General features: G+C 51.3%; 25 protein-coding genes and 1 tRNA gene. 12 read left to right on the forward strand and 14 right to left on the reverse strand.

All coding sequences use genetic code 11. The features are described 5' to 3' along the window. The first annotated feature begins 107 nt into the window (after positions 1 to 107). Positions 108 to 1,817 carry an AsmA family protein gene (locus OGV57_RS23060; protein ID WP_054528892.1) on the forward strand — a complete coding sequence of 570 codons (1,710 nt, stop codon included), beginning with the start codon at positions 108 to 110 and terminating at the stop codon, positions 1,815 to 1,817. 42 nt (positions 1,818 to 1,859) lie between these two features. On the opposite strand, the gene OGV57_RS23065 is transcribed toward OGV57_RS23060, so the two are convergent. From OGV57_RS23065 to OGV57_RS23105, 9 genes are all read right to left on the reverse strand, one after another. Further along, entirely contained in the window at positions 1,860 to 2,537 is a 678-nt protein-coding gene (locus OGV57_RS23065) for a D-lyxose/D-mannose family sugar isomerase (RefSeq protein WP_054528893.1), read from the reverse strand. Between the two features lie 49 nt (positions 2,538 to 2,586). Then, positions 2,587 to 3,447, reverse strand: a complete 861-nt coding sequence (locus OGV57_RS23070; protein ID WP_003827236.1) for a ketose-bisphosphate aldolase — start codon at positions 3,445 to 3,447, stop codon at positions 2,587 to 2,589. An 80-nt stretch (positions 3,448 to 3,527) separates the two neighbouring features. Next, positions 3,528 to 4,379, reverse strand: coding sequence for a class II fructose-bisphosphate aldolase (locus OGV57_RS23075; RefSeq protein ID WP_044714187.1), 852 nt, complete (start codon positions 4,377 to 4,379; stop codon positions 3,528 to 3,530). Positions 4,380 to 4,390: 11 nt separating this feature from the next. Beyond that, positions 4,391 to 5,482: a PTS fructose transporter subunit IIC gene (locus tag OGV57_RS23080; RefSeq protein WP_003837581.1), complete on the reverse strand. Its 1,092-nt coding sequence runs from the start codon at positions 5,480 to 5,482 to the stop codon at positions 4,391 to 4,393. A 26-nt stretch (positions 5,483 to 5,508) separates the two neighbouring features. Beyond that, positions 5,509 to 5,829: a PTS fructose transporter subunit IIB gene (locus tag OGV57_RS23085; RefSeq protein WP_003844521.1), complete on the reverse strand. Its 321-nt coding sequence runs from the start codon at positions 5,827 to 5,829 to the stop codon at positions 5,509 to 5,511. Positions 5,830 to 5,848: 19 nt separating this feature from the next. Beyond that, positions 5,849 to 6,319 (reverse strand): PTS sugar transporter subunit IIA, encoded by a 471-nt coding sequence (locus OGV57_RS23090; protein ID WP_008786490.1) that lies wholly within the window; start codon positions 6,317 to 6,319, stop codon positions 5,849 to 5,851. 26 nt (positions 6,320 to 6,345) lie between these two features. Beyond that, on the reverse strand, positions 6,346 to 7,899 hold the full coding sequence (locus OGV57_RS23095) for a BglG family transcription antiterminator (RefSeq protein ID WP_003844519.1): 1,554 nt from the start codon (positions 7,897 to 7,899) through the stop codon (positions 6,346 to 6,348). Between the two features lie 322 nt (positions 7,900 to 8,221). Further along, positions 8,222 to 10,540, reverse strand: a complete 2,319-nt coding sequence (yicI, locus tag OGV57_RS23100; protein ID WP_054528894.1) for an alpha-xylosidase — start codon at positions 10,538 to 10,540, stop codon at positions 8,222 to 8,224. Positions 10,541 to 10,550: 10 nt separating this feature from the next. Next, entirely contained in the window at positions 10,551 to 11,933 is a 1,383-nt protein-coding gene (locus tag OGV57_RS23105; protein WP_054528895.1) for a glycoside-pentoside-hexuronide family transporter, read from the reverse strand. Between the two features lie 290 nt (positions 11,934 to 12,223). Here OGV57_RS23105 and OGV57_RS23110 point away from each other — a divergent pair. Together OGV57_RS23110 and OGV57_RS23115 are read left to right on the forward strand one after the other, a co-directional pair. Further along, positions 12,224 to 12,318, forward strand: a tRNA-Sec gene (locus tag OGV57_RS23110). Between the two features lie 95 nt (positions 12,319 to 12,413). After that, on the forward strand, positions 12,414 to 12,980 hold the full coding sequence (locus OGV57_RS23115) for a DUF6680 family protein (protein ID WP_049015891.1): 567 nt from the start codon (positions 12,414 to 12,416) through the stop codon (positions 12,978 to 12,980). Positions 12,981 to 12,988: 8 nt separating this feature from the next. Here the strand turns inward: OGV57_RS23115 and OGV57_RS23120 are convergent, their stop codons facing one another. Beyond that, on the reverse strand, positions 12,989 to 13,183 hold the full coding sequence (locus OGV57_RS23120; protein ID WP_044700466.1) for a toxin-antitoxin system HicB family antitoxin: 195 nt from the start codon (positions 13,181 to 13,183) through the stop codon (positions 12,989 to 12,991). A gap of 136 nt (positions 13,184 to 13,319) precedes the next feature. Between OGV57_RS23120 and OGV57_RS23125 the strand changes: the two genes are divergently transcribed. The 3 genes from OGV57_RS23125 (at position 13,320) to OGV57_RS23135 (ending at position 14,684) form a co-directional block, all read left to right on the forward strand. Continuing rightward, the gene (locus tag OGV57_RS23125; RefSeq protein ID WP_003844489.1) at positions 13,320 to 13,610 is read left to right on the forward strand and encodes a SymE family type I addiction module toxin; all 291 of its coding nucleotides are present in this window, start codon (positions 13,320 to 13,322) and stop codon (positions 13,608 to 13,610) included. A 117-nt stretch (positions 13,611 to 13,727) separates the two neighbouring features. After that, the gene (locus tag OGV57_RS23130) at positions 13,728 to 13,904 is read left to right on the forward strand and encodes a hypothetical protein (protein WP_054528900.1); all 177 of its coding nucleotides are present in this window, start codon (positions 13,728 to 13,730) and stop codon (positions 13,902 to 13,904) included. Between the two features lie 405 nt (positions 13,905 to 14,309). Continuing rightward, the gene (locus OGV57_RS23135; RefSeq protein WP_003844485.1) at positions 14,310 to 14,684 is read left to right on the forward strand and encodes a Rap1a/Tai family immunity protein; all 375 of its coding nucleotides are present in this window, start codon (positions 14,310 to 14,312) and stop codon (positions 14,682 to 14,684) included. 115 nt (positions 14,685 to 14,799) lie between these two features. On the opposite strand, the gene misL is transcribed toward OGV57_RS23135, so the two are convergent. Beyond that, positions 14,800 to 17,610: an intestinal colonization autotransporter adhesin MisL gene (gene misL / locus OGV57_RS23140; RefSeq protein ID WP_054528901.1), complete on the reverse strand. Its 2,811-nt coding sequence runs from the start codon at positions 17,608 to 17,610 to the stop codon at positions 14,800 to 14,802. Between the two features lie 74 nt (positions 17,611 to 17,684). Then, entirely contained in the window at positions 17,685 to 18,302 is a 618-nt protein-coding gene (locus OGV57_RS23145; protein WP_003023988.1) for a helix-turn-helix transcriptional regulator, read from the reverse strand. A gap of 576 nt (positions 18,303 to 18,878) precedes the next feature. Here OGV57_RS23145 and OGV57_RS23150 point away from each other — a divergent pair. The 3 genes from OGV57_RS23150 (at position 18,879) to OGV57_RS23160 (ending at position 21,952) form a co-directional block, all read left to right on the forward strand. Continuing rightward, positions 18,879 to 19,649, forward strand: coding sequence for a winged helix-turn-helix domain-containing protein (locus tag OGV57_RS23150; RefSeq protein ID WP_016151203.1), 771 nt, complete (start codon positions 18,879 to 18,881; stop codon positions 19,647 to 19,649). After that, entirely contained in the window at positions 19,649 to 20,113 is a 465-nt protein-coding gene (locus tag OGV57_RS23155; protein ID WP_003840687.1) for a hypothetical protein, read from the forward strand. Before OGV57_RS23150 ends, OGV57_RS23155 begins: the two co-directional genes overlap by 1 nt. Positions 20,114 to 20,455: 342 nt before the next feature. Continuing rightward, positions 20,456 to 21,952 (forward strand): C69 family dipeptidase, encoded by a 1,497-nt coding sequence (locus OGV57_RS23160; protein WP_005121531.1) that lies wholly within the window; start codon positions 20,456 to 20,458, stop codon positions 21,950 to 21,952. A gap of 36 nt (positions 21,953 to 21,988) precedes the next feature. Here the strand turns inward: OGV57_RS23160 and OGV57_RS23165 are convergent, their stop codons facing one another. After that, on the reverse strand, positions 21,989 to 22,891 hold the full coding sequence (locus tag OGV57_RS23165) for a LysR family transcriptional regulator (protein WP_016151204.1): 903 nt from the start codon (positions 22,889 to 22,891) through the stop codon (positions 21,989 to 21,991). 104 nt (positions 22,892 to 22,995) lie between these two features. Here OGV57_RS23165 and OGV57_RS23170 point away from each other — a divergent pair, with 104 nt between their 5' ends. From OGV57_RS23170 to OGV57_RS23180, 3 genes are all read left to right on the forward strand, one after another. After that, a complete protein-coding gene (locus OGV57_RS23170) occupies positions 22,996 to 24,003 on the forward strand; it encodes a zinc-binding alcohol dehydrogenase family protein (protein ID WP_032950556.1) in 1,008 nt (335 codons plus the stop codon). Position 24,004: 1 nt separating this feature from the next. Then, the gene (locus OGV57_RS23175; protein WP_003023975.1) at positions 24,005 to 24,310 is read left to right on the forward strand and encodes a putative quinol monooxygenase; all 306 of its coding nucleotides are present in this window, start codon (positions 24,005 to 24,007) and stop codon (positions 24,308 to 24,310) included. Between the two features lie 118 nt (positions 24,311 to 24,428). Further along, positions 24,429 to 25,331: a carboxylate/amino acid/amine transporter gene (locus OGV57_RS23180; RefSeq protein WP_003023973.1), complete on the forward strand. Its 903-nt coding sequence runs from the start codon at positions 24,429 to 24,431 to the stop codon at positions 25,329 to 25,331. A gap of 28 nt (positions 25,332 to 25,359) precedes the next feature. On the opposite strand, the gene nlpA is transcribed toward OGV57_RS23180, so the two are convergent. Beyond that, positions 25,360 to 26,178, reverse strand: coding sequence for a lipoprotein NlpA (gene nlpA / locus OGV57_RS23185; protein WP_054528902.1), 819 nt, complete (start codon positions 26,176 to 26,178; stop codon positions 25,360 to 25,362). Between the last annotated feature and the right edge of the window lie 115 nt (positions 26,179 to 26,293).

Consider the following 26,293-nt stretch of genomic DNA (forward strand, 5'->3'; position numbering starts at 1 on the left):
TGAATCTGAATCAACGCCGCTGTAACGCTCTTTCACCATTCCCGCCTTGAGCATTGCGTCTAAATCGTGCATAACTTGACTATGTGCACTTCGCGGGATGGAAGACCATGAAATTTATTGGAAAGCTGCTTCTTTACGTGCTGATCGCCCTTGCAGTGGCGATCCTCGGCCTTTATTTTCTACTGCAAACCCGCTGGGGCGCAGAGCACGTCAGCGCCTGGGTTTCACAGAACAGCAGCTACCATCTGGCCTTTGATGCCATCGATCACCGGTTTTCTTCCCCTTCCCATATTCTGCTGGAAAACGTCACCTTTGGCCGGGATGGTCAGCCCGCCACGCTGGTCGCCAAAACGGTCGATATTGGACTCAGTAGCCGACAAATCACCGACCCGCTGCACGTAGACACCATTTTGTTGCAAAACGGCACGCTGAATCTTTCCCAGCAAACCGCGCCGCTGCCGTTTCAGGCCGATCGCCTGCAATTGCAGGATATGGCGCTTAACAGCCCCGGTAGCGAGTGGAACCTCAGCGCCCAGCGCGTTAACGGCGGCGCCATTCCCTGGAGCCCTGAGGCAGGTAAAATTCTCGGCAGCAAAGCGCAAATTCAGCTCAGCGCCAGCTCGTTGACGCTCAACGATGTCCCGACCACCAACGTCTTGATTGAAGGCAGCATTGACCATGACCGGGTGACGCTTAGCAATATTGGCGCAGACGTGGCGCGTGGAGCATTAACCGGCGTAGCGCAACGCAATGCCGACGGGAGCTGGGTAGTGGAGAATCTGCGCCTGAACGATATCCGGCTGCAAAGCGACAAATCGCTGGCCGACTTTTTTGCCCCGTTAAGCACCATTCCTTCCCTGCAAATTGGTCGTCTGGAAGTAACGGATGCCCGTCTGCAAGGCCCTGACTGGGCGGTGACGGATCTCGATCTGAGCTTGCGCAACATGACCTTCAGCAAGGACGACTGGCAAACTCAGGAAGGAAAATTGTCGATGAACGCCAGCGAGTTTATCTACGGCTCTCTGCACTTCTTCGATCCGATTCTGAACGCCGAGTTCTCACCACAGGGCATTGCGCTGCGCCAGTTCACCACCCGCTGGGAAGGCGGTATGGTCAGAACATCCGGAAACTGGCTACGCAGCAACAAAGCGCTGGTCCTCGATGATGCCGCTATTGCCGGTCTGGAATACACGCTGCCGGAAAACTGGAAGCAGCAGTGGATGAAACCTCTGCCAACATGGCTAAACAGCCTGACGCTGAAGAAATTCAGCGCCAGCCGCAATCTGGTAATTGATATCGATCCGGACTTCCCTTGGCAACTCACCGCGCTGGACGGTTACGGCGCTAACCTCGGGCTGGTACAGAACAATCAGTGGGGGATCTGGAGCGGGAGCGCCACCCTCAACGCCGCTGCTGCTACCTTTAACCGCACGGATGTACGTCGTCCTTCGCTGGCGCTGACGGCGAACAACAGCACCATCAATATCAGTGAACTGAGCGCCTATACGGAAAAAGGGCTGCTGGAGGCCACTGCCAGTATTTCGCAGTTGCCTCAGCGCCAGGCTCAGATCAGCCTGAACGGACGCGGCGTGCCAATGACGATCCTGCAGCAGTGGGGCTGGCCCGCACTGCCGCTTTCCGGTGATGGTAATATTCAGCTTACCGCCAGCGGCAATATTCAGGCCGATGCGCCGCTCAAGCCAACGGTCAGCGGGCAACTGCATGCGGTGAACGTGGAGAAACAGCAGGTCACGCAGACTATGCAGGCGGGTGTGGTTTCAGGGAGTGAAGTCACAGCACCACCACCTGCGCAATAATTTATTGCCCGGTGGCGCTTCGCTTACCGGGCCTACTCACGCTCATAAACGAATATATTCACTGCACAACAGCCACTTCACCGGCTCATCCTCTTCAATCGCCGGGAAGCGACCGCCAGGTTCCAGAAAGTGGTTGTCATGCTGGTCGTCATTGACCATCGAGATTTCCCAGCCCAGCACGAACGCCTTCTCCGCCCAAAAGCGATGATACAAGCGCGGCGGCAGGCACACCCCCTGTCCCGGTTTCAATACCAGCGTCTCGCCAGCGTCAACGGTACGCCGCTGACCATCGACGCTAACTTCAACAATACGCCGTGCGTCATACCCGTCATCAGGCGTGGCCCATGCCAGCTGCATACATAAGTCACCGCCGCCGCGATTCACGATATCTTCCATTTTATGGCGATGAAAATGCCATGGCGTTTGCTGATCCTGCTGAATTTGCAGCATCTTTTCGGCGTACGGTTTGGGATAACCCGCTGACCCTGGCTGACCATTGCGCAACGTCAGTAACGTCAGCCCCGTTTGCGCAAAATCTCCGCGTCCGAAGTCAGTAACGTCCCAGCCCAACTGGAGAGCGCGCACTTCACGCCACAGAGTTTGATCCTGTTGCCGCCAGGCATCGATCGTAAAATACGCAAAATCAGGCAGACAGACCCGAAAAGTCTCGGCGATGGCATGCGCTTTATCGACGGCATAATTAATATGTGAACGCTTCATTCCACTTTTCCTTGTTGCGAAAGAGGCGGGTCGCCCCGCCTGCATGCCGTTAGTAAAGTGATGCTTTGCCGGTTGAACCGAACAATTTCATTTTGTGGCGGATCACGTCCCGCGCGGCGCTAATGGCTTCTGGGTAGATTACGTTCGGGTCCCACCAGGTTTCTTTCGCCAGGATTTCGCGGACTTTCTGGAAGTAGGCGTATTTCATATCGCTGGAAATGTTGATTTTGCCAACACCCAGCGTCACGGATTCGGCAATTTCCGCATCCGGGTTCGCGGAACCACCGTGCAGCACCAGCGGAATATCCACACGCCCGGCGATGTCGCGCAGGATGTTCATTTGCAGCTCTGGCTGCATCCCTTTCGGGTAGATCCCGTGCGCGGTTCCAATCGCCACCGCCAGCGTGTCTGCACCGGTTCGGGCGATAAAATCCTCTGCCTGAGCAGGATCGGTATAAGTAACCTTCGACACGCCGCCTTCCACTGACGTCCCGGTCTGACCAATCGTACCCAACTCCCCTTCCACGGAAACACCTACCGCATGCGCCAGCTTGACCACTTCGCGGGTCAGCGCCACGTTCTCTTCATACGGCAGCAGCGAGCCATCAATCATCACCGAGGTAAACCCACACTGAATCGCCCGCAGCACATGCTCAACCGAAGCACCGTGGTCCAGATGCAGAGTAAACGGCACTGGGCTACGCATCGTGATATCACGGACGTAGCTAAAAAACGCATCGCCGACAAAATCATGTTCACTGGGGTGAATAGAGATAATCGCCGGGGTATTGGTCGCTTCCGCTTCCTCCACTACTGCACGTACAAAGCAGCTGTCCGCCACGTTGAATGCGCCGATAGCAAAACCGTGCTGACGAGTAGGTTGCAGTAATTCTTTCATCGAAACTAACATGTTAATTCTCCAGTTTCAGGGTGTAGAAAGCCCTGCCAGTGCGTCATCGCAGAGGCATAGAAGGCGTTACATAAAATGAATCAGGCTTTGCCGATAGCGCCGCTGGCCTGCAGGTACGGAATAATGGCTTCCTCGCAGGCCTGTTCCATCAGGGCCAGGGCATTAACGAGTTCACCGGATGTGTCACGACACAGGGTATGCAGTAGCGCAGCCTTTCCGGCTTCGAAAACCGCCGCACCAACGTTTATCTTGGCGACACCAAACGTCGGGCAACGCTGTAGCTGATCAAACGGCGTCCCGCTGCCGCCATGCAGTGCCAGAGGTACCGTTGATAACCGGGCTATTTCCTCCAGCCGCAGGAAATCAATAGCAGGTGTGATACCCGGCGCGTACATGCCGTGTGCCGTACCCACCGACACCGCCAGCAAATCGATCCCGGTCTGTTGGATAAAGGGTTCCACGTCGGCGGCCTGAGTCATCAAATCCACGTTAGTCACATGGTCATAGCGCGGAGCATCGGCCAGATGACCCAGCTCACCTTCCACGCACAGAGAAACGCTGGCTGCGAGCTCGACCACTGCACGGGTCTGGCGAATGTTCTCCTCCAGCGCAAAGGCGGAGGCGTCGATCATTAACCCGCTGAATCCGGCGCGAAAAGCCTGACGAATGCGTACAGGATCCTTTCCATGATCCAGCGCCAGCGCGACCGGTACTGAGGCTTCCTCTGCCAGCGTTTTGACGACCGCAGCGGCTATCGGGGCCGGAAAATGCTCCAGATGCCCCTGATACAGATTCAGGATGATGGGCGCACGGTGTTTCTCTGCCACCCGAACCGCCGCGCGGGCGCTTTCCAGGTTCATGCAGTTAATGGCCAGCAGCGCGTACTGCTCACGCCAGGCTTTCGTCACCATGCTTTTCATATCGGCAAACATACGGCCTCCGGTTATTCCAGGGTGAAGGTGATCTCTTCGTCTTTCAATTTTTGATCGCTGAGTTCATCAAACTCTTCGTCACGCTCGGTCACCGGTTTCTTCCACAGCGACAACATGACACCGCAAATCACTGTGCCGATCCCCAGCGCCAGGCAAAACAGCAGCGGATGCGTAAAGAGCGGAACCACAAACATGCCGCCGTGCGGTACCGGGCTTTCGACACCCCACACCATAATCAGGCCGCCCGCAATCGCCGAGGCCACCACGCAGGAGCCCACCACGCGCAACAGGTCACGCGCTGCAATCGGAATGACCCCTTCGGTAATCATGCAGATCCCCATCGGGAATGCCGCTTTCAGCGCCTCGCGCTCCGCACGGGTGTATTTGTGACGCGTCAGCAGGAAAGAGAGCGTAATGCCGAACGGAGGGATCATCGAACCAACAAACTTCACCGCTTCCGGACCGTACACACCGCTGACCAGCATGCCGTCAGCAAACAGCGACATGGTTTTATTCACCGGTCCGCCGAAGTCGAATGTCGCCATCGCACCGAGGATAGCGCCCATCAGAAAGCGGGATCCGCCCTGCATGGACTCCAGCAGATGAATCAACGCGTCCTGCAGCCAGGCTATCGGCTTGCCAATCAGCGTCATCATCAACAGGCCGCCAATGACGGTACTCAGTACCGGCAACACCATGATGGGCATCAGCCCCTGCATCGACTGTGGCAAACGGATATAGCGCTTAAGTAGCAGTACGGTATAACCGACCAGGAACCCGCCCAGCATCCCGCCGATAAAACCGGTATGAATTTCGCCGCAAACAAAGCCGACAATCAGGCCCGGCGCAAATCCGGGACGATCGGCAATGGAGTACGCAATCGCCGCACTAATCAGCGGTACGATTAACCCCATCCCCCAGCCGCCAATCTGGTTGAGCATCCAGGGTATGGTTCCTGTTTTTTCACCCACGTTAGTGCCGCCAAGTATTTGCCCGAGAGCAATACAGATCCCGGCGGCGACAATTAACGGGATCATCCACGAAATCCCCGTTAATAAATGTCTTTTTATTTCCTGAGATAGCGGAATTTTATTTTCACTCATGTGAAATCCCTCCAGAATGAGGATCGCTACTGGTTATTATTAACTAATGATTTTTCGACCTTTTCAAGAAACTGAATGGGCGATTTTATGACGATTTCGGTTTTCACTCGCACAATGCGTTTATTTGAAAATCGTTCCTCCCCTTTTATTTTGACATCGACAGCAAGAATTACGACATCAGCTGCAGAAATATCCTCTGTCAGCAGTTCGTTCTCCGTGCCGATAGTTCCCTGGGTTTCAACTCTTATATTATGACCAAGCGCTTTAGCACCTTTAATTAGCTTCTCACGGGCAATATAGGTGTGCGCAATACCCGCCGTACAGGCGGCAACACAAACAATATTCATAACATGCTCCACTTTTTATTTAGCAGACATTGGATTCAGCATATTGGCTAAAAAGCTCAATAATTTTCTGTGGACTGCTTTCGACTAACAGTTGTTCAATAATGTCGTCATCCGCCAACGCGCCGGCAACCTGCGAAAGCAGACGAATATGTGTAGTGTTTTGATCTTCAAGACGTACGGCAAACAGAATGATGCAGCGCACGTTGCTGCCATCCAGGGTTTCCCAGGGAATATCCTGGCGGGTACGCCCAATTGCCAGCGTGGTATTGACCACCGCCGAGGATTTCCCGTGCGGGATCGCAATATGATTTTCGAAGCCGGTCGAGCCTTCTGATTCACGCTGCCAGACATCCTGAATAAACGTTTCCCGACAGCTAATTGCCCCATCTTTTTGGAGAATATCCGTCAGTTCCTCAATAGCCTCCGTTTTGCTTGTGGCCTTCATGTCCAAAATAACGCGATTTGTATTGAGTATTTTCGTGATGTCCATCAATCATACCTCATGGAGTTCAGACATTAATTTTCGACGACCAGCGACGTCGCCCGATGTAATTTTTCCGTAATAACCGTTTCTGTTACCCGCTTAATATCTGCATCATTGAAAAAGGCGGTGACATACACGACCGGCATAGCAACGGCAGGTAAATTTATCGTCGATACCACCAGTTCAATATCGTCAGTCAGTACGGAGGGCAGGCTGCCTGCCGATACCACGCCGACGATAGTCCAGTCCGGAAAGGCGCGCAGAATACGGCTTTTGAGTAAGTGAGAGGTGCCAATACCGGTTGAGCAGACCAGCAGCACGCGCTTACGCGCTATCTGCCGCTCCATTGCGGCTTGAAAATGCACGGTTAAATATCCCACCTCATCTTCCGACACGGCCCGCTCGCCCCAGCTGCTAAACACCCGATTCACCGCGCACTGGGTCAGACGCCACACGTCCTGCAACTCGCCTTTAATATCCTCCAGCAATGGATTGCGAATGCGGATCTGGTAGTTCAGGCGGTTAATCAGCGGCTTAATGTGGATCAGCAATCCGTCATAAAGCGCCGTGTCCTGGCTAAGATCGCTGTCGACCATCTCGGCAAAGGAGGCAATCAACCGATGGGTAATCAAACGCGCTTCGTCGCTGGAGTGCATATGGCCAATCACGCTCACGTCGTTATGCTCTTCAATTACCACGCCGGAAGAGATAATGTATTGATAAATAAACCAGACTTCGTCTTCCGGCAGCGGGTGGGCAATGCGTTTTTCAATATGCTGAATCATCCGGCTGGCAATGGAAAAAATATTCTCGTCACATGAGGTGATATTTTCATCTTTTCTCGGCAGCGCATTGCCCCGCGTGATGCGGTACATCATGATCAAAATATGGGTAAAGATATTGACGTAATAAGGCTCGCCCAGAGACCAGCACAGGTCGTTCTCCATTTCCTGCAATAACGTCTGGACAAATAAAACATCTTCTTCACCAAAGTAATGCACTAAGGCTTTATAACTGCCCGGGTCAAGGCGTGAATAAACCACGTTACCAGGTTCATTATGGTTAATCACGCCGTTAATCAGTGACGCCATCGCCTGGCGTACACCGCTCTCGCTGCCTTCGATATGCGTGCCGCTCTGACTGCGAATCAACGACAGGCCCAGTGGGGTAATCCAGGATTCAATTACTTTCAGATCGTTAACAATCGATGCGCTACTAATGAAATAACGTTCGGATAATTTACTGATCGACGTTTCATGCGGCGTTTCGCTTAATAACTGTGAGGCTATCTTGACTCGCCGTGAATTATTCATCATGCCGTCAGTATCATCACCTTCCGATCCTAATAACTGATCCATATATAAAAGGTCGGTAATATTATCGGAACTTAATATCACCCCAGCACCAGCACGTTTATCGATGGTTATTTTCCATTCTGATAACCATGGTTCCAGTAAACGCAGATCGCGCTGCACAGTTTTCTCTGAAACAGATAAATACTCGGCAATTTTCAGCAGCGTGACATATTCCTTCTTAGACAGAAGAAACTTTAATAATCTGTTTTGTCGCGAGGTAATCATTTGCATTATTTACCCTTATCACACACCAGATTAAATAGCTAAAGAAGCGCTTATGCTCCACGTGTAATCCGTGATGATAAATATAAGAGGACTACGATGCGTCAACAATACTAAATCGTGTCCAGTAATCCGGACAGAAATAAGACAAAAAGAGGAAATAGTGAGATATTTACGGCGCAGATCACATTTTTCGCGGGAATCAGAGTGATACCGCTCGCAAATATGCAGAGATAAAAATTTAATTCAGGATGTTTTGGATTTTCAGATCTGGAATGCTGCTCGCAGCGTGGGCCGGATAAAACGCATCCGGCACCACGTCGACACATACTTACAAGGTAATCGTCAGCTCACTGCCCTGTGGAGTAATAACTACACCCAGCTCGCTGCCCATATGCGACCCGCATTTAATGCCGCCAATTTCCTGAATATTTCGCAGGCACAGCGTCCAGTTACGTGCCTCACCGTTCCCTTTCACAGTGATGGTATTACCTACACGCGTCGCCTTCAGCGTGAAGATAACCGAGCCGTCCATCGCAGGCACTTCACACACCGCTTCCCGGCCCTCCTGCAGATGGAACAGCTGGAACGCGGTTCCTTCATGCCAGGCGTAGTCCGGCTTCTGGTTATTGCTGCCTAGCGCCAGCAGGGTGTTTTCACGCACGTAGACTGGCAGGCTCAGGAAGTCGTGCTGCTGTTTATGCCAGCGGCTACCAGACACCTCGTCGTTACGCCACAGATGCGTCCAGCGTCCTTTCGGCAGGTAAAACTGCACATCGCCCGCCTCACTGAACACCGGCGCCACCATCACGCTATCTCCCAGCATGTACTGGCGGTCGAGATAATCACACGCCGGGTCGTCCGGGAACTCCAGCATCATTGCGCGCATCATCGGCGTTCCTAGCTCATTGGCGCGCGCCGCTTCGCGATACAGATACGGCATCATGCGGCATTTCTGCTCGGTGAAGTAGCGCACCACATCGCAGGATTCGTCATCGTACGCCCACGGTACACGGTAGGATTTGCTACCGTGCAGACGGCTGTGGCTGGAGAGCAGCCCGAACGCACACCAGCGCTTGTAGACGTGCGCCGGGGCAGTATTCTCAAAGCCGCCAATATCGTGACTCCAGAAGCCAAAGCCGGACAGACCAATGGACAACCCGCCGCGCAGGCTTTCGGCCATCGATTCATAGTTGGCATAGCAATCGCCGCCCCAATGCACCGGAAACTGCTGCGCGCCGACCGAAGCTGAACGGGCAAACAGCACCGCCTCTTCTTCACCGACAGTCTCTTTCAGCACGTTCCACACCAGTTCGTTGTAGATGTACGCATAATGGTTATGCATTTTCTGCGGATCGGCACCGTCAAACCACTGAACGTCAGTAGGAATGCGTTCGCCAAAGTCGGTTTTGAAGCAGTCAACGCCAATATCCATCAGACCTTTCAGCTTATTGGCATACCACTCACAGGCTTGCGGATTAGTGAAGTCGTAAATCGCCAGGCCCGGCTGCCATTTATCCCATTGCCACAGGGAACCGTCCGGCCGCTTGAGCAGATAGCCTTTCTCTTTCAGCTCTTTGAATATTGGCGATTTCTGGCCAATATACGGGTTAATCCACACGCAGACCTTCAGCCCTTTTTCTTTCAGGCGGCGGATCATGCCTTCCGGATCCGGGAAGGTCATCGGATCCCACTCAAAGTCGCACCACTGGAAGGCTTTCATCCAGAAGCAGTCAAAGTGAAAAACGTGTAGCGGCAGATTGCGCTCGGCCATGCCGTCGATAAAGCTGTTGACCGTCGCTTCGTCATAATTGGTGGTGAACGACGTGGTCAGCCACAGGCCGAACGACCAGGCGGGCGGCAGCGCGGGACGGCCAGTGAACTGGGTATAACGGTTCAACACGTCCTTCGGCGTTGGGCCGTCGATGACGAAATATTCCAGATACTCGCTTTCCACGCTGAACTGCACTTTCGACACTTTCTCAGAGCCGATTTCAAACGACACGCACTGCGGATGGTTCACCAGTACGCCGTAACCGCGGTTGGTGATATAGAATGGGATGTTCTTGTAAGATTGCTCGGTGCTGGTGCCGCCGTCACGGTTCCAGGTTTCTACCGTTTGCCCGTTACGCACCAGCGCGGTAAAGCGCTCGCCCAGGCCATATACCGTTTCCCCGACGCCGAGATCCAGGCGCTCAAACATATAGTTTTTCCCGCTGTTGGTATCCTGCACGTAGCCGTTGTTTTTCAGCTGGCTGCCGGTAATACGTTCGCCGTTACGCAGGAAATCCAGCGACCAGAATTCCCCTTTGGTTACGCGCACGCTCAGGTTACCGCTCTTCAGTTCGGCAATCTCAGCGGTGTTGCGCATCTCGACCTTCACATCCTGCAGCACATTGAGCGGGTAATGCGGACCGGTATCCAGCGCCCCCTGGAAGTGCTCCATACGCACACCGACCACGCCTTCCTGCGGCGAGAAGAAGCGCAGGGTAAACAATGGGGTATCCAGTTGCCAGGTACGTTCACGCACATCGCGCGGCGCAACGTAGACAATCATCTCATTGCCCTGCTGTTCAACCTCGAACACCTGAATCGGGTTAATCACGTTCAGACCGGGCTGAATCAGCCAGTTTCCATCGCTAATTTTCATCATCGGTTCCTTAGTTCTGTAATTCTTTCGTCGTGAAATCTTGCTGATTGCGGCGCGCGCCCTGCGCCAGTTGGCTCATGATTTCAGTCAGATACGGGGTTTTTAGGGTGTAGAAGCGTTTGGCGATCACGGCACTCAGCAGGTAGCAAATAGCCGGGACTATGGTGAACAGCGCGATGATGATGCTAATGGTGGCGCTGTTCTGGGTTTTCGCTGCGGCGTCGTAGCCCCCACCTGCCAACATCCAGCCGATCAGCGCCCCGCCGAGCGCCAGACCCAGCTTGAGCACGAACAACGTGCCGGCAAAGCTGATCCCCGTCAGACGTTTTCCGTTGCACCACTCGCCGTAATCCACGGTGTCGGACATCATTACCCACTGAATTGGCGTCACGAGCTGATGCAGTACGCCAATCACGAAGATGAAGACGAACATAGTGATGTTGGCGTGCATCGGTACGAAGAACATCGCCAGACTGACGGCCGCCAGCGCGGCGTTGGTCCACCAGAAGACGCTGACTTTGCATTTCCAGTCGGTCAGCGGCTTCGCCAGCGCAGAGCCGATAAGATTGCCGACGCAATAGGTGGTGAGGAAGGCGACAAACACTTCTGGCGTGCCCAGAATCCAGGTGACGTAATACATCATCGCCCCGCCGCGTACGCAGACAGCAAGGATGTTGAGGATGGTCAGCAGGCCGACGATGCGCCATTGATCGTTCTGCCAGATGTCGCGCAGGTCTTCACGCATTGAGTTGCTGCTCGGCGGCGCTTCCACGCGTTCTTTGGTGGTGAAAAAGCAAAATGCCAGCATCAGGAACGCCACAACCGAGAGCACGGCAATCCCGCCCTGAAAGCCGAACGCTTTATCCTCGCCGCCAAGCAGATTCACCAGCGGCATCATCAGCACGGTGGAGAGCATGCCGCCCGCCGTCGCCAGCACGAAGCGCCAGGACTGCAGGGAGATACGCTGCGTGGGGTCATTGGTGATGACGCCGCCCAGCGCGCAATAGGGAATATTCACCACGGTATAAAGCAGGGTCAGCAGCGTGTAGGTGATTGCGGCATAAATCATTTTGCCATGCAGGCTGAGATCCGGTGTGCTGTAGGCGAGCACACAGACCAGACCAAACGGCAGTGCGCCAAACAGTACCCACGGGCGAAATTTCCCCCAGCGTGAGCGGGTGCGGTCAGCGAGCAGTCCCATGCAAGGGTCGGAGATAGCATCCAGCGCGCGGGCCAGCAGGAACATGGTGCCGACAAATCCGGCCGGAATACCAAAAATATCGGTATAGAAGAACATCATATATAACATGACGTTATCGAAGATAATGTGGCTCGCCGCATCGCCCATACCGTAGCCAATCTTCTCTTTAACGGACAAAATCTCACTTTTCATTACGCATCCTTGTTAGCACTTTCACACGCACTGATACCGGTTACAGTTCTTGTAAACCATCCCTGTGAGCGCGGGTATTCCGATATCTCGTTATCAAATTACGATTCTTGTTTTCTGTGATCAGAGTTGCGTCGAAAAATGTGATGAAATGTAACTACCGGATTTATTGAGGATTTATATGAAACCGATCATGGCAAGACAAAAGGGAAGTTAAAAAAGTGAGTGAGGGGGTGTGGAAACCGTAGGAAGTAGCTATAATGCGCCCCGCCTCCATGTAGCAATCGAGGCGCGGAAGATCGTCATCTCCGGTGAGGTGGCTGGACTTCAAATCCAGTTGGGGGCGCCAGCGTTCCCGGGCAGGTTCGACTCCTGTGATCTTCCGCCAAAATTCTTACCTTATCCCAGTCATTTGCCATATCTTTTCAGCACACAAATTCCTTTATGATCCTCACCCAAATGTTTTCATAACGAGGATCTAATATGAGCACTGCTCTTACAATTATGGCTATTGCTGCTACTGTAATTAGCCCATTATTAGCCATTCAGACACAAAAATTTATAGAAAGATATTCCCAGAAGAAATCATTAAAAATTGACATATTCAAACATCTTATGGCTACCAGATCTCAGAGCGCCAGGCTGTCAAGTGAACATGTTCGTGCACTAAACATGATCGACTTAGCATTTTACGGGAAAATTAAAAAAGGAAAAGCCAAAAGAAGTGCTTCTGAAGGTAATGTATTATCCTCATGGAAGTTATATTTTGCACATTTGAATACATCTTACCCTGATAATGATAATATTTTAGGTGCCATATGGAACCAAACAAGTAATAATCTTTTCTTAGACCTATTGTCAGAAATCGCAAAAGATATTGGCTATGACTTTGAGCGAGTGCAATTACAAACAGCCATCTATTCTCCTGTGGCCCACGGAGCAATAGAAAACGATCAGTCAAAAATTAGGAAGGGTTTAGCTGCGATTTTCTCTGGGGAGAATGCCTTAAAAATGGAAATCATAAATATTCCGAATAGACAGGAAAATTAATCAATTCTTTACTTATCCTGCGGCTCAATACCCAATCTTGCCAGTTCTCTTCTCCCCAAGGTCTTGAGCCAATTCCCTAAACTCATCCCTTCTGCTTTTGCAGCAGCCTCGAACTGCGCCTTTAACTCCGGCGTGATACGAATCTGAAAAGTCGGTGCCTTTCCGGATTTGGACTGATTTGGGTCGCGTTTAGCCGTTGACATGTACGTACCTACAAGCGCAAGATATCACCATTCAGGTACGTACCTTTACATCTGGCGACCTGACTTTTAAACGCCCTCGCCCGGTATTCGCAGTACCCGACGAGAGCTAACCTCACCAACTATCAAGGAGTTGATTATGGCTGATTCGCATTCTACCCCAGACAGCGACCAATCCGGAACCGAGCGTTCGGTAATTGTGGGATATCGCCCGAATGTTTTCGACAAATCTACACCCAAAATTATTCTTTCCGGCAAATGGCTCCGTGCGGCAGGGTTTGATACCGGGCAACAGATTACCGTAAAAGTGATGAACGGCTGTATCGTCCTGATGGTCTACGGCGAGCAGGAACAACGATTGCAGGATGAGCTGCAAGAGGCAAATCAGAAGCTGAACAGAATTGAGAGCACGCTGGCGACTCTCCAGTGAAGTACGGCTGAACCTGTAAGCGTTACTTACAGGTTCACTTGGTGCCGGATGGCGCTTGCGCTTATCCGGCCTACTCTCCTGGAAAATGAAGCCAAAGTGTAACGGGAACCCAAACAAATGAATCACCACGAAAAACCATACACCATCTTTTCGATTGACGACGATGAAAAAGTCGAAGAAATAAAAATTCAGTTACTGAAAGCCAAGATTCAATGCGCACAATGTGATATTCATTCTGATAATATTGTTAACGGCGATAATTTCTTTGATGAATTAATGGAGCCTAATAAATGAAAAAAGCATTATAAACTTACGGGCAATAATCAATAATTATGATATTTGAAGCAGCAACTCATTATCCATGAATCAGAAACGCATTAGAAATCATTCAACCACTACACTAAAAATCATAATAAAAATACTATCCTGATGGCCTATGCCAAACGATAAACATGACAGCACAATAAACACCATATTATAATCCCGCTAAAAATACACAGGCATCCTTTTTCTTTAATCAGGAAGGGACAGCCTCGTTTCTAATAAATTAGATTATTGGGTTACATATGAAAAACGTATTCATGGCAATGGTTATCGCTCTCGTCACTATCACCGCATCATCTACTGTTTTCGCATGCCCGAAAGGAGAACACCCGCACGGCGGTACTGGCTCACACCATAAGGGCGGCTGGTGCTCGTATGATCAGTAAAATTGCCATTCCTGTCTTGTTATTGCTCTTTTTTTCAACGCCTGTACTGGCAAAATCGACATTGAATATCGACGGCAACTCGCTTTATCACGGCTATCAGTTGTATGAGAAAGGTTTTGATTATTTGAATGTTCGGGATGAACAGACAGCAGTGATGTATATGTCTTTTGTTGCCGGTGTAGCGGGGACACTATCAAAAGAAAATATCATCTGTAATGAAAGCATAACCATTGGACAGGAAGCTGATATTGTTGGTAATTACCTCCAGACCCATCCTAAAGAACGAACAAAATACAGTCCTTCTGAATTGGCCATGATTGCTTTGGGCAAAGAACTTGCTTGTAACAAAAATAGTAATAGCTAGCGCTGTACGCAGCTTATTTACCGGATGGCGCTAACGCTTATCCGACCTACCGCCTCCCCAAAAAATAAAGCCGCTGACCTATTAATCAGCGGCTTTTCTGTTACTTACAATCCCGTCAGAAATTGTATTTCACGCCCAGCATACCGCGGGTATCGCTGTAGCCTTTGTCGCCGATCTGTTGAGCCACGTTGCTCCACACGTTGAGGCGCGGGGTGATTTGCCCTTCTACGCCGACTTTCAGCTCGCCGATGTTCTTCGTGCCGCGCATGTCGTTGCTCACATCATCCATCTTCACGCTGGTCGTCTGCGTGTTGTGGATCCAGTTGGCTTCGACAAACGGCTGGAACTCACGAGATTTACCGTCGTCGATGGCGTTGTGACCGTTGATAAAGGCCTTCACACCCAGACGGGTCATCAGGTTGCCATCGGTATCATCCTTCACACGGGTACCATTCGCTTCGCGGTGACTGTCGGCCTGCACATCCATCCACACCACCTGCGCTTTCGGTTGCAGCCAGTAGCTGTTGCGCTCGTTCTCACCCAGTTTGAAGCTATAACCCGCTTCGACCGAAGCAGTGATCCCGCTGGATTTATATTTCTCCGTCGCCTGCTCCTGGCCCATCACCTTGTTATCAAACCAGTTGTACAGCATCCAGGTGTCTACGTAAGTGCCGGTCTTGTCTGCGTCATTGGCATACCAGGTGCCGTACAGTCCCACGCTGTAACCGGTAACCTGACCACGTGAATGGTAGCCGGTCAGGCTGGACTGCGTGCGGTTCTGGCTGTTGGCGTAACCAGCCATTGCGCCGATGTGCCAACGGTCGAGGCCGTCGCTACTCCACTGCGCCAGATCACCGCCCAGCTGCAACACATAGCTGTTGCTTTGGGTTTTCAACTGCCCGCTACCGTCTTTAAAGCGGGTATGCGCCCCGACGTTACGCATCCACATACTGGTGACTTTTTTCTCGCCCGTCAGCATGTCGATGTACTGTGTTTCACCCAGACGATCGTGCAGTCGGGTCATAAACAGCGTGTTAGCGGCGTAGTTGTTCGCCAGATAACTGCCTGCTTCCGGGCGGTATTGCTGCTCGGTGACCGGAGGTGCGACAGGTATTTCCGGCTCAGGGATTATCGGATCGACCGGGTCTGGATCGACAGGACCTGGGTCAATAGGGTCAACCGGATCCGGGTCAACGGGGTCTGGGTCGATGGGATCTACCGGGTCCGGTTCTTCCGGATCCGGCGGAGCAGGAATAAAGCTGGTCAGATACCAGTTGCTGCCCTTTTGCACCACGTTATAGTCGTACGCACCGGCAACAATACGGCCTGCTTTCTCAAAAGTACCGTCAGAATTACCGGCTACTTCGATGATCTCAATACCTTCAACGGTCTGCGCCCCGGTTCCGCCAATGTTGTTCACCGCCACAAACGCATTACCTGCGGTGTTGCCGAGCACTTTCAGCTTGTCGGTTTCGGAGGTGTCGTCATTCAGGACGGTATTGAAAACCAGTTTGCCGCCGTTGCCGGTGAAATCTTCATTAATGGTAAGCGTCTGCCACGGTTCGCCGTCAGTATGCCCAAAGTTCACCACTGACCCGCCGTTCAGCGTCAGGTCGGTGAGTGTTGAGCTGTTGGTCATGTTCCAGGTCGCATCGCTCATTTGCAGCGAGATAACCCCCGTTCCGGCCGTGACGCTGGTGATGTATGACGCCCCACTCCACAACGAGTTGTCGGTCATGTTGAGCGTAATGGTACTGTTTTGCTGCGGCAGGCTGCTGGTCGCGGCAGTCGCGCCAGCGGCGTGAAGATCACCGTCGATAAGGAAGCGCCCGCCAGCGGAGCCGTCTACGGAGCCGCCCGTTTCGGTGCTGATGGCATAACTTTCATTGCTGTGATTGCCCGCCATAGTAATGGCGGCGCCGCCAGCCAGGTTTATTGCCCCGCGTGAAGTCGCATACAGACCGCGTGGCGCTTTGCTGTAAGACGCCGCTTTCGCCGAATTGTTTACGTTGATCATCGCGTTTTCGCCGAGATTCACGGTTGCATTGGTGGAATAAACCGCATGGGCGCTTGCACCGCTCACCGAAATGGTGGCGTTATTGCCCAGTTCCGTTTTGGAAGATGAGGCGGCATAGATCCCTGTCGAGGAAGCACCCGACGTCTCGATAGTGGCGTCATCACCAAGGCGGATCGAGGAACCACTCTGCCCGGTGCGAAGACCTTCTGAACTGTCACCTATCGTCACAATGTGTGCCCGGTCGCCGACGACAATCGTATTTTTAGCCTGCGTGGCGTCTTTCATTGCGTTTGCAGTGATACCACGCCCCTGATAACCGGTGGTTTGAATATACAGATCGTCGCCGACGTATATGTTGGCTGAACCTTTCCAACCCTGGCTATAGGAGTTGTAACCGGCGTTAATACCGTCACCATCCTGACCGTCCACATAAATGCTGGTGCGATCTCCGGTGATGATAAAGACCGGGTTATCCGGCGTATTAGCCCCGTGCGTGCGAATACCGTCAACATCTTTACCATTGTTGGCAGCATTCTTCGACTGTGTGCGGATCGTCAGGTCATCACCGAAAATAACGCCTGGGCTACCCGTCGCGCTATTCTGAATAACGGTAATGGAGTGCTCGAAGGCTTCTGCTCCTGGCCCATTGAGCGTTAACCCATTGCCAAAAACAGGAATGGTGCCAGCACTCCATTGATAAACATAATTCGGCGTAGCGCTGGTTTTAGCGAAACTTGCATTCGCCTGTGCAGGAAATAAAGCCTGCAACTCCGGAGGCAGACTACTAACCAGACCGCTGGAAGGAAGACTATCAACATCAATCCAGGCTGCATGGGCCGAAAATACCATAGAAGTTAATGCGGCTGAAACCGCGATGGCAATACGAGAGTAAGATTTGGGATTTGGCATATTAGCCTCCTGCTATTAGGCGTAGAGCGTCCACCACATCGCAAGGATGTGAAATAATAAAAATCAGAAATGCGTTATAAAATATTCGATAGTATTTTATGAATACTATGGCCCAACTTATCTTCAAGCCGGAGCTTATAGACATATATTTTCTTAATATCAATATTATCTATTTGGGTAATTTGCTGAATACTTTTTCCTGAGACAAATCGCTTCAGTAATATCATTTCTGTATAGTTGAGTGTGCGCCCACGTTTACTGTTAGCGAGATGACCGGTAAATAATCGTCTCATTTTCTGATGCTGTACGTCATCATCATCATCAGAATATATAATCCCTTGTATTTTATTGCTTTTCGACAGCCAGTAGTTGGCTAACGGCGCCAGATTCCGGTCCGCTATCAAAACAATATGCATACCGCTATAAGCCAGACGATCAACCCATTGCGGGTCGGCAAACAGGCGCAGGTTCGGGAAAGAGAAGTCCACAAAAATAAACCCGCGCGACAAATGGTTTTGATTATTAAGCAGAAGTTTTTCAATAATTCCTTTTTGCAGAAAGCCATTTCCCTCAGGCCAGATAGCAAAAGCGGCACGGTGACAGTAACTGGCGCGAACCGCAGCATCCGGAAATAATTGACAGGATAATTCACAGCTTATGCAACGAACACTCTGTGATGGTGATCTCTTCATCAAAAATGACTCCTGTTATTTTTCCATAAATATTTCATTGGTAAATAAATGTGTCAATCCGACACGTACGACATTCCTTGTCAGCTAATAACAGTGGCGCTAATAAAATGTAATAAACTCCTGATGTACTAATAAGTATGGACTGTGATTAATACGATTGCGCTAAGCTTTTTTGTGCCTTATCTCAGAATAACAGTCTGGGCATTAGGAATTTTATGCATAAATCAAAACCCTAGGATAAATCTTAAAAAAGCACTATTTGCTAAAAAACAACCGATGTAAACAATGCTCATTAATTACACAATACTGATAACTCAATCACCCTTGAAGTGCTGTGGATAAATATAATGATAATTCAGATAAACCTGTAATGAATTCTCATTATTTAACATTAGTTAATTTTACCTAAGAACTTGATCAGCTAACACGTTGTATGTAAAGAACATTTAAATCTTAAGTGAAATTCTTATCTGCGATCACGTACAAAGAGTGAGGCATATTATCAATTTGGATGTAAAATTTAAGGTAAGTGTTGGCACATGCGGTGATACGTTTAGGTTACTGAGGGCTGGGCAATTGTACCTTATCAATCAGTTGGTCGAATTTAATCCTGATAACAAAAGCCTGGTCAATCGACAGACAGGGCGAGCAATTCAACTACAGATACCAGCCTCGCTCTGTTTTCTCTATTTAATTACTCACGCAAGTGACATTGTTTCTCAGAACACGTTGATTAAAGTGGGCTGGGGTGAGAGAAATAATGTGACCACCACCAACACATTTTACCAGGCTATTCTGACGCTACGTAATGCGCTGGCGGATGTGGGTCTGCCGAGAGATACGGTAAAAACAATTTCCCGGCGCGGGCTTGCATTAAATGAAAATACGCAGGTTGAGGCGATAACACATCCTCAAAGTGAAGTTTACCAGCCACCGGTTATAGAGGATTACGCGCCCCCAAAGATAATTGCTCCCGCGCCTCAACAAACGACGCGGGGACCCTGGTGGTACATTATATTTAGCACGGGCATCGTTATTGCCACCCTGATTATCTGGCTGGTGTGGTATCAGACGCGTCCTGTTATGCCGTTTAGTAAATTCGTGTCTGTTTCTATGCAAGTTCCCTCTCGGCAAAACTGTAAAATTTATTACTCACCAAATGAGCACGACCAGGAGAATTATTTCAATCTGATGCAACTGCATCCCTATCTCTGCGAAAACAACAAGCACGTCTTCCTTTCCGGCTACCGCAAAGCGGAGAGGATCGTGGCGTTTGTCTGTGATAAAGATGCGCGGATAGATGCTAACGCGTTTTGTACTACCCACTATTACTGGATGCGCGGGTAATGAAAAAAATACATCACCTTATTCTGCTGGTAATCGGTCTGGCGACGTTGCTCGGTTCAGGCGGGTGGCTATGGTATTCACGCTTTGCCGAAAAGCCGCTGAGTTGCATCGGCAACGTGGAATGGAATATTGGCAGCAATCGCTTTGCCGGTACGTTAGCGTTTCGGATGTACGATAATGCAGGTTTGGCCACCATTACCGGAAAACTGTACGGACGTAATACCTCAGACATCAGCAGGAACATTTATTTCAACTACACCAGACAGCACGAAGCCCGGGTGCTACAGGCGATGCAGGTGGTCAAAACCTTCGCAGACAGCGCCGATGAAACGGATATTAACAATACCTTACCCGGTTTTTACCGCCAAAGCGGACGAACCCTCAGTCTGGTCATGGAAGAGTATAAGGGCACATGGATCTTTGCCAGTTCCAATGTACCCTCGTTGTATTGCCGCAAGAGGTAACGTCATATCCGGAAACAAAAATCGCGCCCCCTCAATGGAATTCATATTTGCCATCATCGACTTACGCGACATGGGTCACTGAATCCTCTAATAACCCATTGCTATTCTTCATCCCGAATCAGGAAACATCCTGAATATCACGATATCCATTGCGTAATAATTAAGCGAAATGGGCGTTTTATTTTGTCCAGAAGACTTCAATCTACGGATGGATATTTGGAGAAGGCGTGGGCAGGGGCGTTTATCTCTCTCGCGAGCAATGTCTGAAGGTTCAGGCGTTATCGCATTTCAGGAAACGGTATGTTTCCGGTGTATTTTTGGCGTACATATGAGGGATACGTAATGTTTACTTTTAAAAAGTGCCTGATTGCACTTTCTATAAATTTGGCCGTTGTTTCATCAGGTTTTGCTTGTACGACCCTGCTGGTCGGTAACGAAGCATCAGCGGACGGCTCGATGCTGGTTGCCCGTAGCGCTGACAGCGATGCCCTGAAAGCGCAACATTTTGTCATTCACCCGGCAAAACAGAATCAGACCGGGGTATACAGCACCAAAGCACATAACGGTGCGAATGACTTTACCTGGCCGCTACCCAAAAACTCGCTGCGTTATACCACTGTTCCAAACTGGAAAACCCAACTGCACGGCGCGACCGGATTTAACGAGCTGGGCGTTGGCGTGAGCGGCACAGAATCTATTTTTGCCTCACCAAAAGCGCTGGCCGCCGACCCGTACGTTGAGGATAAAGGGATCACCGAAGACGATATTCCGGATATTCTGCTGTCGCAGAGTAAAACCGCGCGTGAAGCCGTGGCGCTACTGGGCCATATCGTTGAGACCGTCGGCGCAGGCGAAGGCTTTGGCGTTGCCGTCGTCGACGATAACGAGATCTGGTATCTGGAAACCGGCAGCGGCCATCAGTGGATGGCGCAGCGTCTGCCAAATAACCAGTATTTTGCCACCGGTAACCAGGGCCGCTTACAGGATTACGATCCGAAAAACCCGGACATGATGGCGTCAAAAAACCTGATTCAATTTGCGACCGAAAAGGGTCTGTACGAACCGGCAAAAGATGGCAAATTCAACTTCTCCAAAGCCTATACCCGTGATGATGAGCGTGACCGCACGTATAACGACCCTCGCGTTTGGACCATCCAGAAAGAGTTCAATCCTTCCGTAAACCAGGATATGGCCAAAGGACGTGAATTCCCGGTCTTCATGACGCCAGAGAAGAAAATGACACTGGACGATGTGAAGGCCGTACTGCGTAACCATTATGAAGGCACCAGCCATGACCCCTACACCAACGGTCTGAACGGCAAAGAGCCATGGCGTCCGGTCAGCGTCTTCCGCACCTATGAAGCGCATGTTATGCAGGTCCGTCCGTGGTTGCCAAAAGAGATCGGTGAAACGACCTACATTGGTTTGGGCATGGCTGATCTCACCGCCTTTGTTCCGTACTACAGCGGCCTGAAAGCGTATCCGGCTAACTATACGATGGGTACCGATAAAGCGGACGATCAGTCTATCTACTGGAAATATCGTAAATTACAAACGCTGACGATGACCGATTATCCGAAGCTCGCGCCAATCGTCAAAAAAGCCTACAAAGCGTGGGAAGACAAAGTGGCCAAGGAGCAAAAAGAGGTTGAAGCAGAGTATCTGAAGATGGCGAAAACTGATAAACCAGCCGCCGATAAGATGCTGAATGACTTCAACCTGCGCATCATGGCCGACGCCGAGAAGCTGACGGAAGATCTGACTAATCAGCTATTTACCATCCGCACCAAAGACATTCAGTCTGATATCTTCTTTGCAAACGCTGCGAAAAAAGACTGAGTAACGACGCGATAGTATTCTGGCGTAAAGCGCTTATTAGCTTTGCGCCAGCATTTCACACCGCGCCTTCACTGCGTCGTGCAGCAGACGGACTGCTCTTGAAAGCTGCTTCCGATGGGGGCAAATCATATTCAGCGGGACTTTCTCCCCCTGATAATCCGGCATCAGCAGTTGTAATCGACCGTCACGCACATCTTCGCTGACATCCAGCCACGACTTGTACGCCACACCTTCCCCGGCAATTGCCAGCCGTCGGATCACTTCCGCATCGTCGCTCATAATGGTGCCGTTAACCTGCACACTACTGACCTCGCCGTTGCGCGTAAACGTCCAGCGATCGTGCAGACGGCCGCGTAATACGAAGGTCATGGCGTTGAGCTGTGTTAAATCATCCGGGGTTTGCGGCGCGCCGTTTTGTGCAATCCATTCCGGTGATGCCACCAGCACACGTCGGTTACTCGGTGCAACGGGCAGCGCAATGTAAGACGCATCTTCGGTATTGCCATAGCGAAACGCAACATCGACGGGGTCTTTAAAGACATCCGTCACCTGATCAGAGAAAAAAATCCGCAGGCGCAGCGCGGGATAGCGGCGTCGAAACGACTGAAAGACCGGCAGCAGCAGGTTACGGCCAAGATCGGAAGGCACGGCGATTTGCAGCGTGCCAGAAACTTCATCTTCTGGGGTCTGAATTTTTTGCAGCCCGGCATGCATCACGTCCAGCATCTGGCGGGCATAGGGTAGCCAGACCTCGCCCTCCGGCGTCAGGCGTAGGCTGCGCGTGGAGCGGGCGAACAAGCGGATAGCCAACGTAGACTCCAGTCGCTTGATAGCTGAACTGACCTGAGCAGGCTGAACGCCGACTTCTCGCGCGGCATCGCTAAAACTATTCAGCGCCGCGGCGCGGACAAACAACGTGAGATCTTCAAGCCGGAACATTTTCACTCCCCGAGTATAAGTCCTGTCGCCGTAGGGCTATTTTTCCCGTTCTGCTACCGGTTTACCATCGAATTATTCAACTGATTCCTGTGACCGGAGAGACCATGAAAGCCATCGCTATTACCCGCGCCGCGACCGACGGCAATAACATTGAATTTTTACAAGAGATTGACCTGCCCATGCCAGTCGCTACCGGGCACGATCTGCTGGTTGAAGTGAAAGCCATTTCCGTCAATCCCGTTGATACCAAGGTTCGCGAAGGTTTTAACGCCGATGTGCCGCGCGTTCTGGGCTGGGACGCCGTTGGCGTGGTGAAGTCCGTGGGTGAAACCGTCACCCTGTTCACACCTGGCGATGAAGTCTGGTACGCCGGAGCGCTGGGCCGCGCTGGCAGTAACAGTGAATTTCAGCTGGTTGATGAACGTATTACCGCGCTGAAGCCAAAAACACTGGATAATGCTTCTGCTGCGGCGCTGCCGCTGACCGCCATCACCGCCTGGGAAATGCTGTTCGACCGTCTGGGCGTTGAGGAAAATAGCAATGAAGATGATGTGTTATTGATCGTTGGCGCGGCTGGCGGCGTCGGTTCTATTCTGACGCAACTGGCCAGTAAGCTGACCAAAATGACCGTCATCGGTACGGCATCACGTCCGCAGAGCCAGAAATGGGTTCGTGAAGCGGGCGCTCATCATGTGATTGACCACAGCAAGCCGTTGACGGAAGAGCTGGCACGGATAGGCATTAAAGAGGTGACGCACGTTGCCAGCCTGAACAATACCGAGCAGCACTATTCGCAAATTATTGCCGCCCTGGCACCGCAGGGCAAACTGGCGTTGATTGACGATCCGCACACTCTCGATGCGCGTCCGCTGAAGGCCAAAAGCATTTCGCTGCACTGGGAGTTTATGTTTACCCGTTCGATGTTTACCACCCACGACATCATTGCGCAGCATCAGTTACTGACCCGCGTGGCACAGCTGATCGACAGCAACACCCTCCGCACCACGCTGGGCGAACATTTTGGCGCGATCACCGCGGCAAATCTGCAAAAAGCCCACGCGCAAATTGAAACCGGTCGTTCGGTCGGCAAGATTGTGCTGGAGGGGTTTTAACATGTCAGATTCAGAAGTGATTTCAATTATTGCGGTACTGAAAGCCAAACCAGGGAAAATCGATGCACTGAAACAGGCACTGCAGGCTCTGTTACTGCCTACTCGCCGGGAGCCGGGCAATATTGAATATGCCCTGTTCCAGTTACGCGACACGCCGGATGTGTTTTACGTGCGCGAATCCTGGCACGGTCAGGCCGGTCTGGACGAGCATATCGCTCTGCCACATTTCCAGGCGTTCATTCTACAAATGAACGATCTGCTAGCCGAACCGCTACGGCTGGATTATCTGACGCCGATTGCGCCATAAAATAACTACCGAAGCCCCCTGCCGCGTGGGGGGCTACACCAGTCATGTCTCACTCGCTTCGCTATCTCTGCTATGATGCCTGCACACAAATAAAACAAAACAGCATGCCGAGGGAAAGATGAGTTCCACCAGAAGAGGGATGATGAACGTCCTGATTGCCGCCGTATTGTGGGGAAGTTCAGGCGTTTGCGCGCAGTACATCATGGAGCAAAGTCAGATGTCGTCGCAGTTTCTGACCATGACACGTCTGATTTTCGCCGGGCTGATTCTGCTGATGCTCTCTTTCGTTCACGGCGACAAAGTGTTCTCCATTATCAAAAACCGCAAAGACGCCATCAGCCTGCTGATTTTTTCCGTAGTTGGAGCGCTCACCGTACAGCTCACCTTTCTGCTGACCATTGAAAAATCCAACGCCGCTACCGCGACGGTGCTGCAATTTTTGTCACCGACCATTATCGTGGCGTGGTTTTCCGTGGTGCGCAAAGCTCGACCGGGGATTTTAGTGCTGACCGCAATCTTCACCTCGCTTATCGGCACCTTCTTACTGGTCACCCACGGTAACCCAACGTCGCTGTCTATCTCACCTGCCGCGCTGTTCTGGGGAATTGCCTCGGCGTTTGCCGCCGCGTTCTACACCACCTACCCCTCAACGCTTATCGCGCGCTACGGCACGCTGCCGGTTGTCGGCTGGAGTATGTTAATCGGCGGCATGATCCTGCTGCCGTTTTATGCCGGACAGGGTACTAATTTTGTGGTGAATGGCAGTTTGATTCTGGCGTTTTTCTATCTGGTGGTCATCGGCACGTCGCTGACGTTTAGCCTGTACCTGAAAGGCGCGCAGATGATTGGCGGACCGAAAGCGAGCATTTTAAGCTGCGCAGAACCGTTGAGCAGCGCGTTGCTGTCACTACTATTGTTAGGTATTACGTTTACCCTGCCAGACTGGCTGGGCACGCTTTTAATCCTCTCATCGGTAGTACTGATCTCAATGGACTCACGTCGCCGCGCCAGAGCGGTTTAACCCCAACCGGCGCGACAACGGGTCACGATTACCAACCCGGAACCGCGCCGCCGTTAAAGATAGTTTCTGCCGCCTTTGCCACTTCCGGTGACTGATAAGATTGCAGGAATTCTTTCACATTCTCGGCATCTTTGTTGTCTTCTCGCGCCACCAGGATGTTCACGTACGGTGAGTTTTTGTCTTCGATAAATACGCTGTCATGTACCGGGGAAAGCCCGGTTTGCTGGATGTAGGTGGTACTGATAATCGCTACATCCACTTTCTGATCGTCCAATACGCGCGGCAACTGCGCGCCTTCCAGTTCCATAATTTTCAGATGCCGCGGATTTTCAGTGATATCCAACGCTGTTGGCAGCAGGCCGGTATCCGCTTTCAGCGTAATTAACTTCTCTTTTTGCAGCAGCAACAGCGCCCGCCCGAGGTTGGTTGGATCGTTAGGTATCGCAATCGTTGCACCGTCTTTTAGTTCAGCGACGGTTTTGATTTTCTTCGAATACCCTGCCATCGGGAACACAAAGGTATTGCCCACCGCAACCAGCTTATAGTCGTGTGCTTTATTATCTTGTTCGAGGAACGGACGATGCTGGAAGACGTTGGCATCCAGCTCACCATGATTAGTGGCATCGTTGGGCAGCAGAGAACCGCTAAAACCCACCAGTTCAACATCGAGGCCGTACTTCTCTTTGGCCACTTTCTTCGCGACCTCCGCCACATCCTGCTCGGCACCGTTAATCACACCCACTTTGATATGCTTTGCATCACTGCTCTGTTGATCGCATCCTGCCAGCAATAACCCCGCCAGTAATACCGCCGCCCCGGCCCCAAAAAAAGGTATCTTCAGCTTCACGTTCTATCCTTTTGCAATAACCGCCTGATGAGTAATGAAATGACTATAGCGGCAAGGTCGCTGCGGTTTAAAAAACGAAAAAGCATCAGCAAGAAGAAAAAGGCATAACAGGGAA

Origin of the sequence: Citrobacter sp. Cf087 (genome assembly GCF_030334285.1) — a bacterium.
Taxonomy (GTDB): domain Bacteria; phylum Pseudomonadota; class Gammaproteobacteria; order Enterobacterales; family Enterobacteriaceae; genus Citrobacter; species Citrobacter freundii.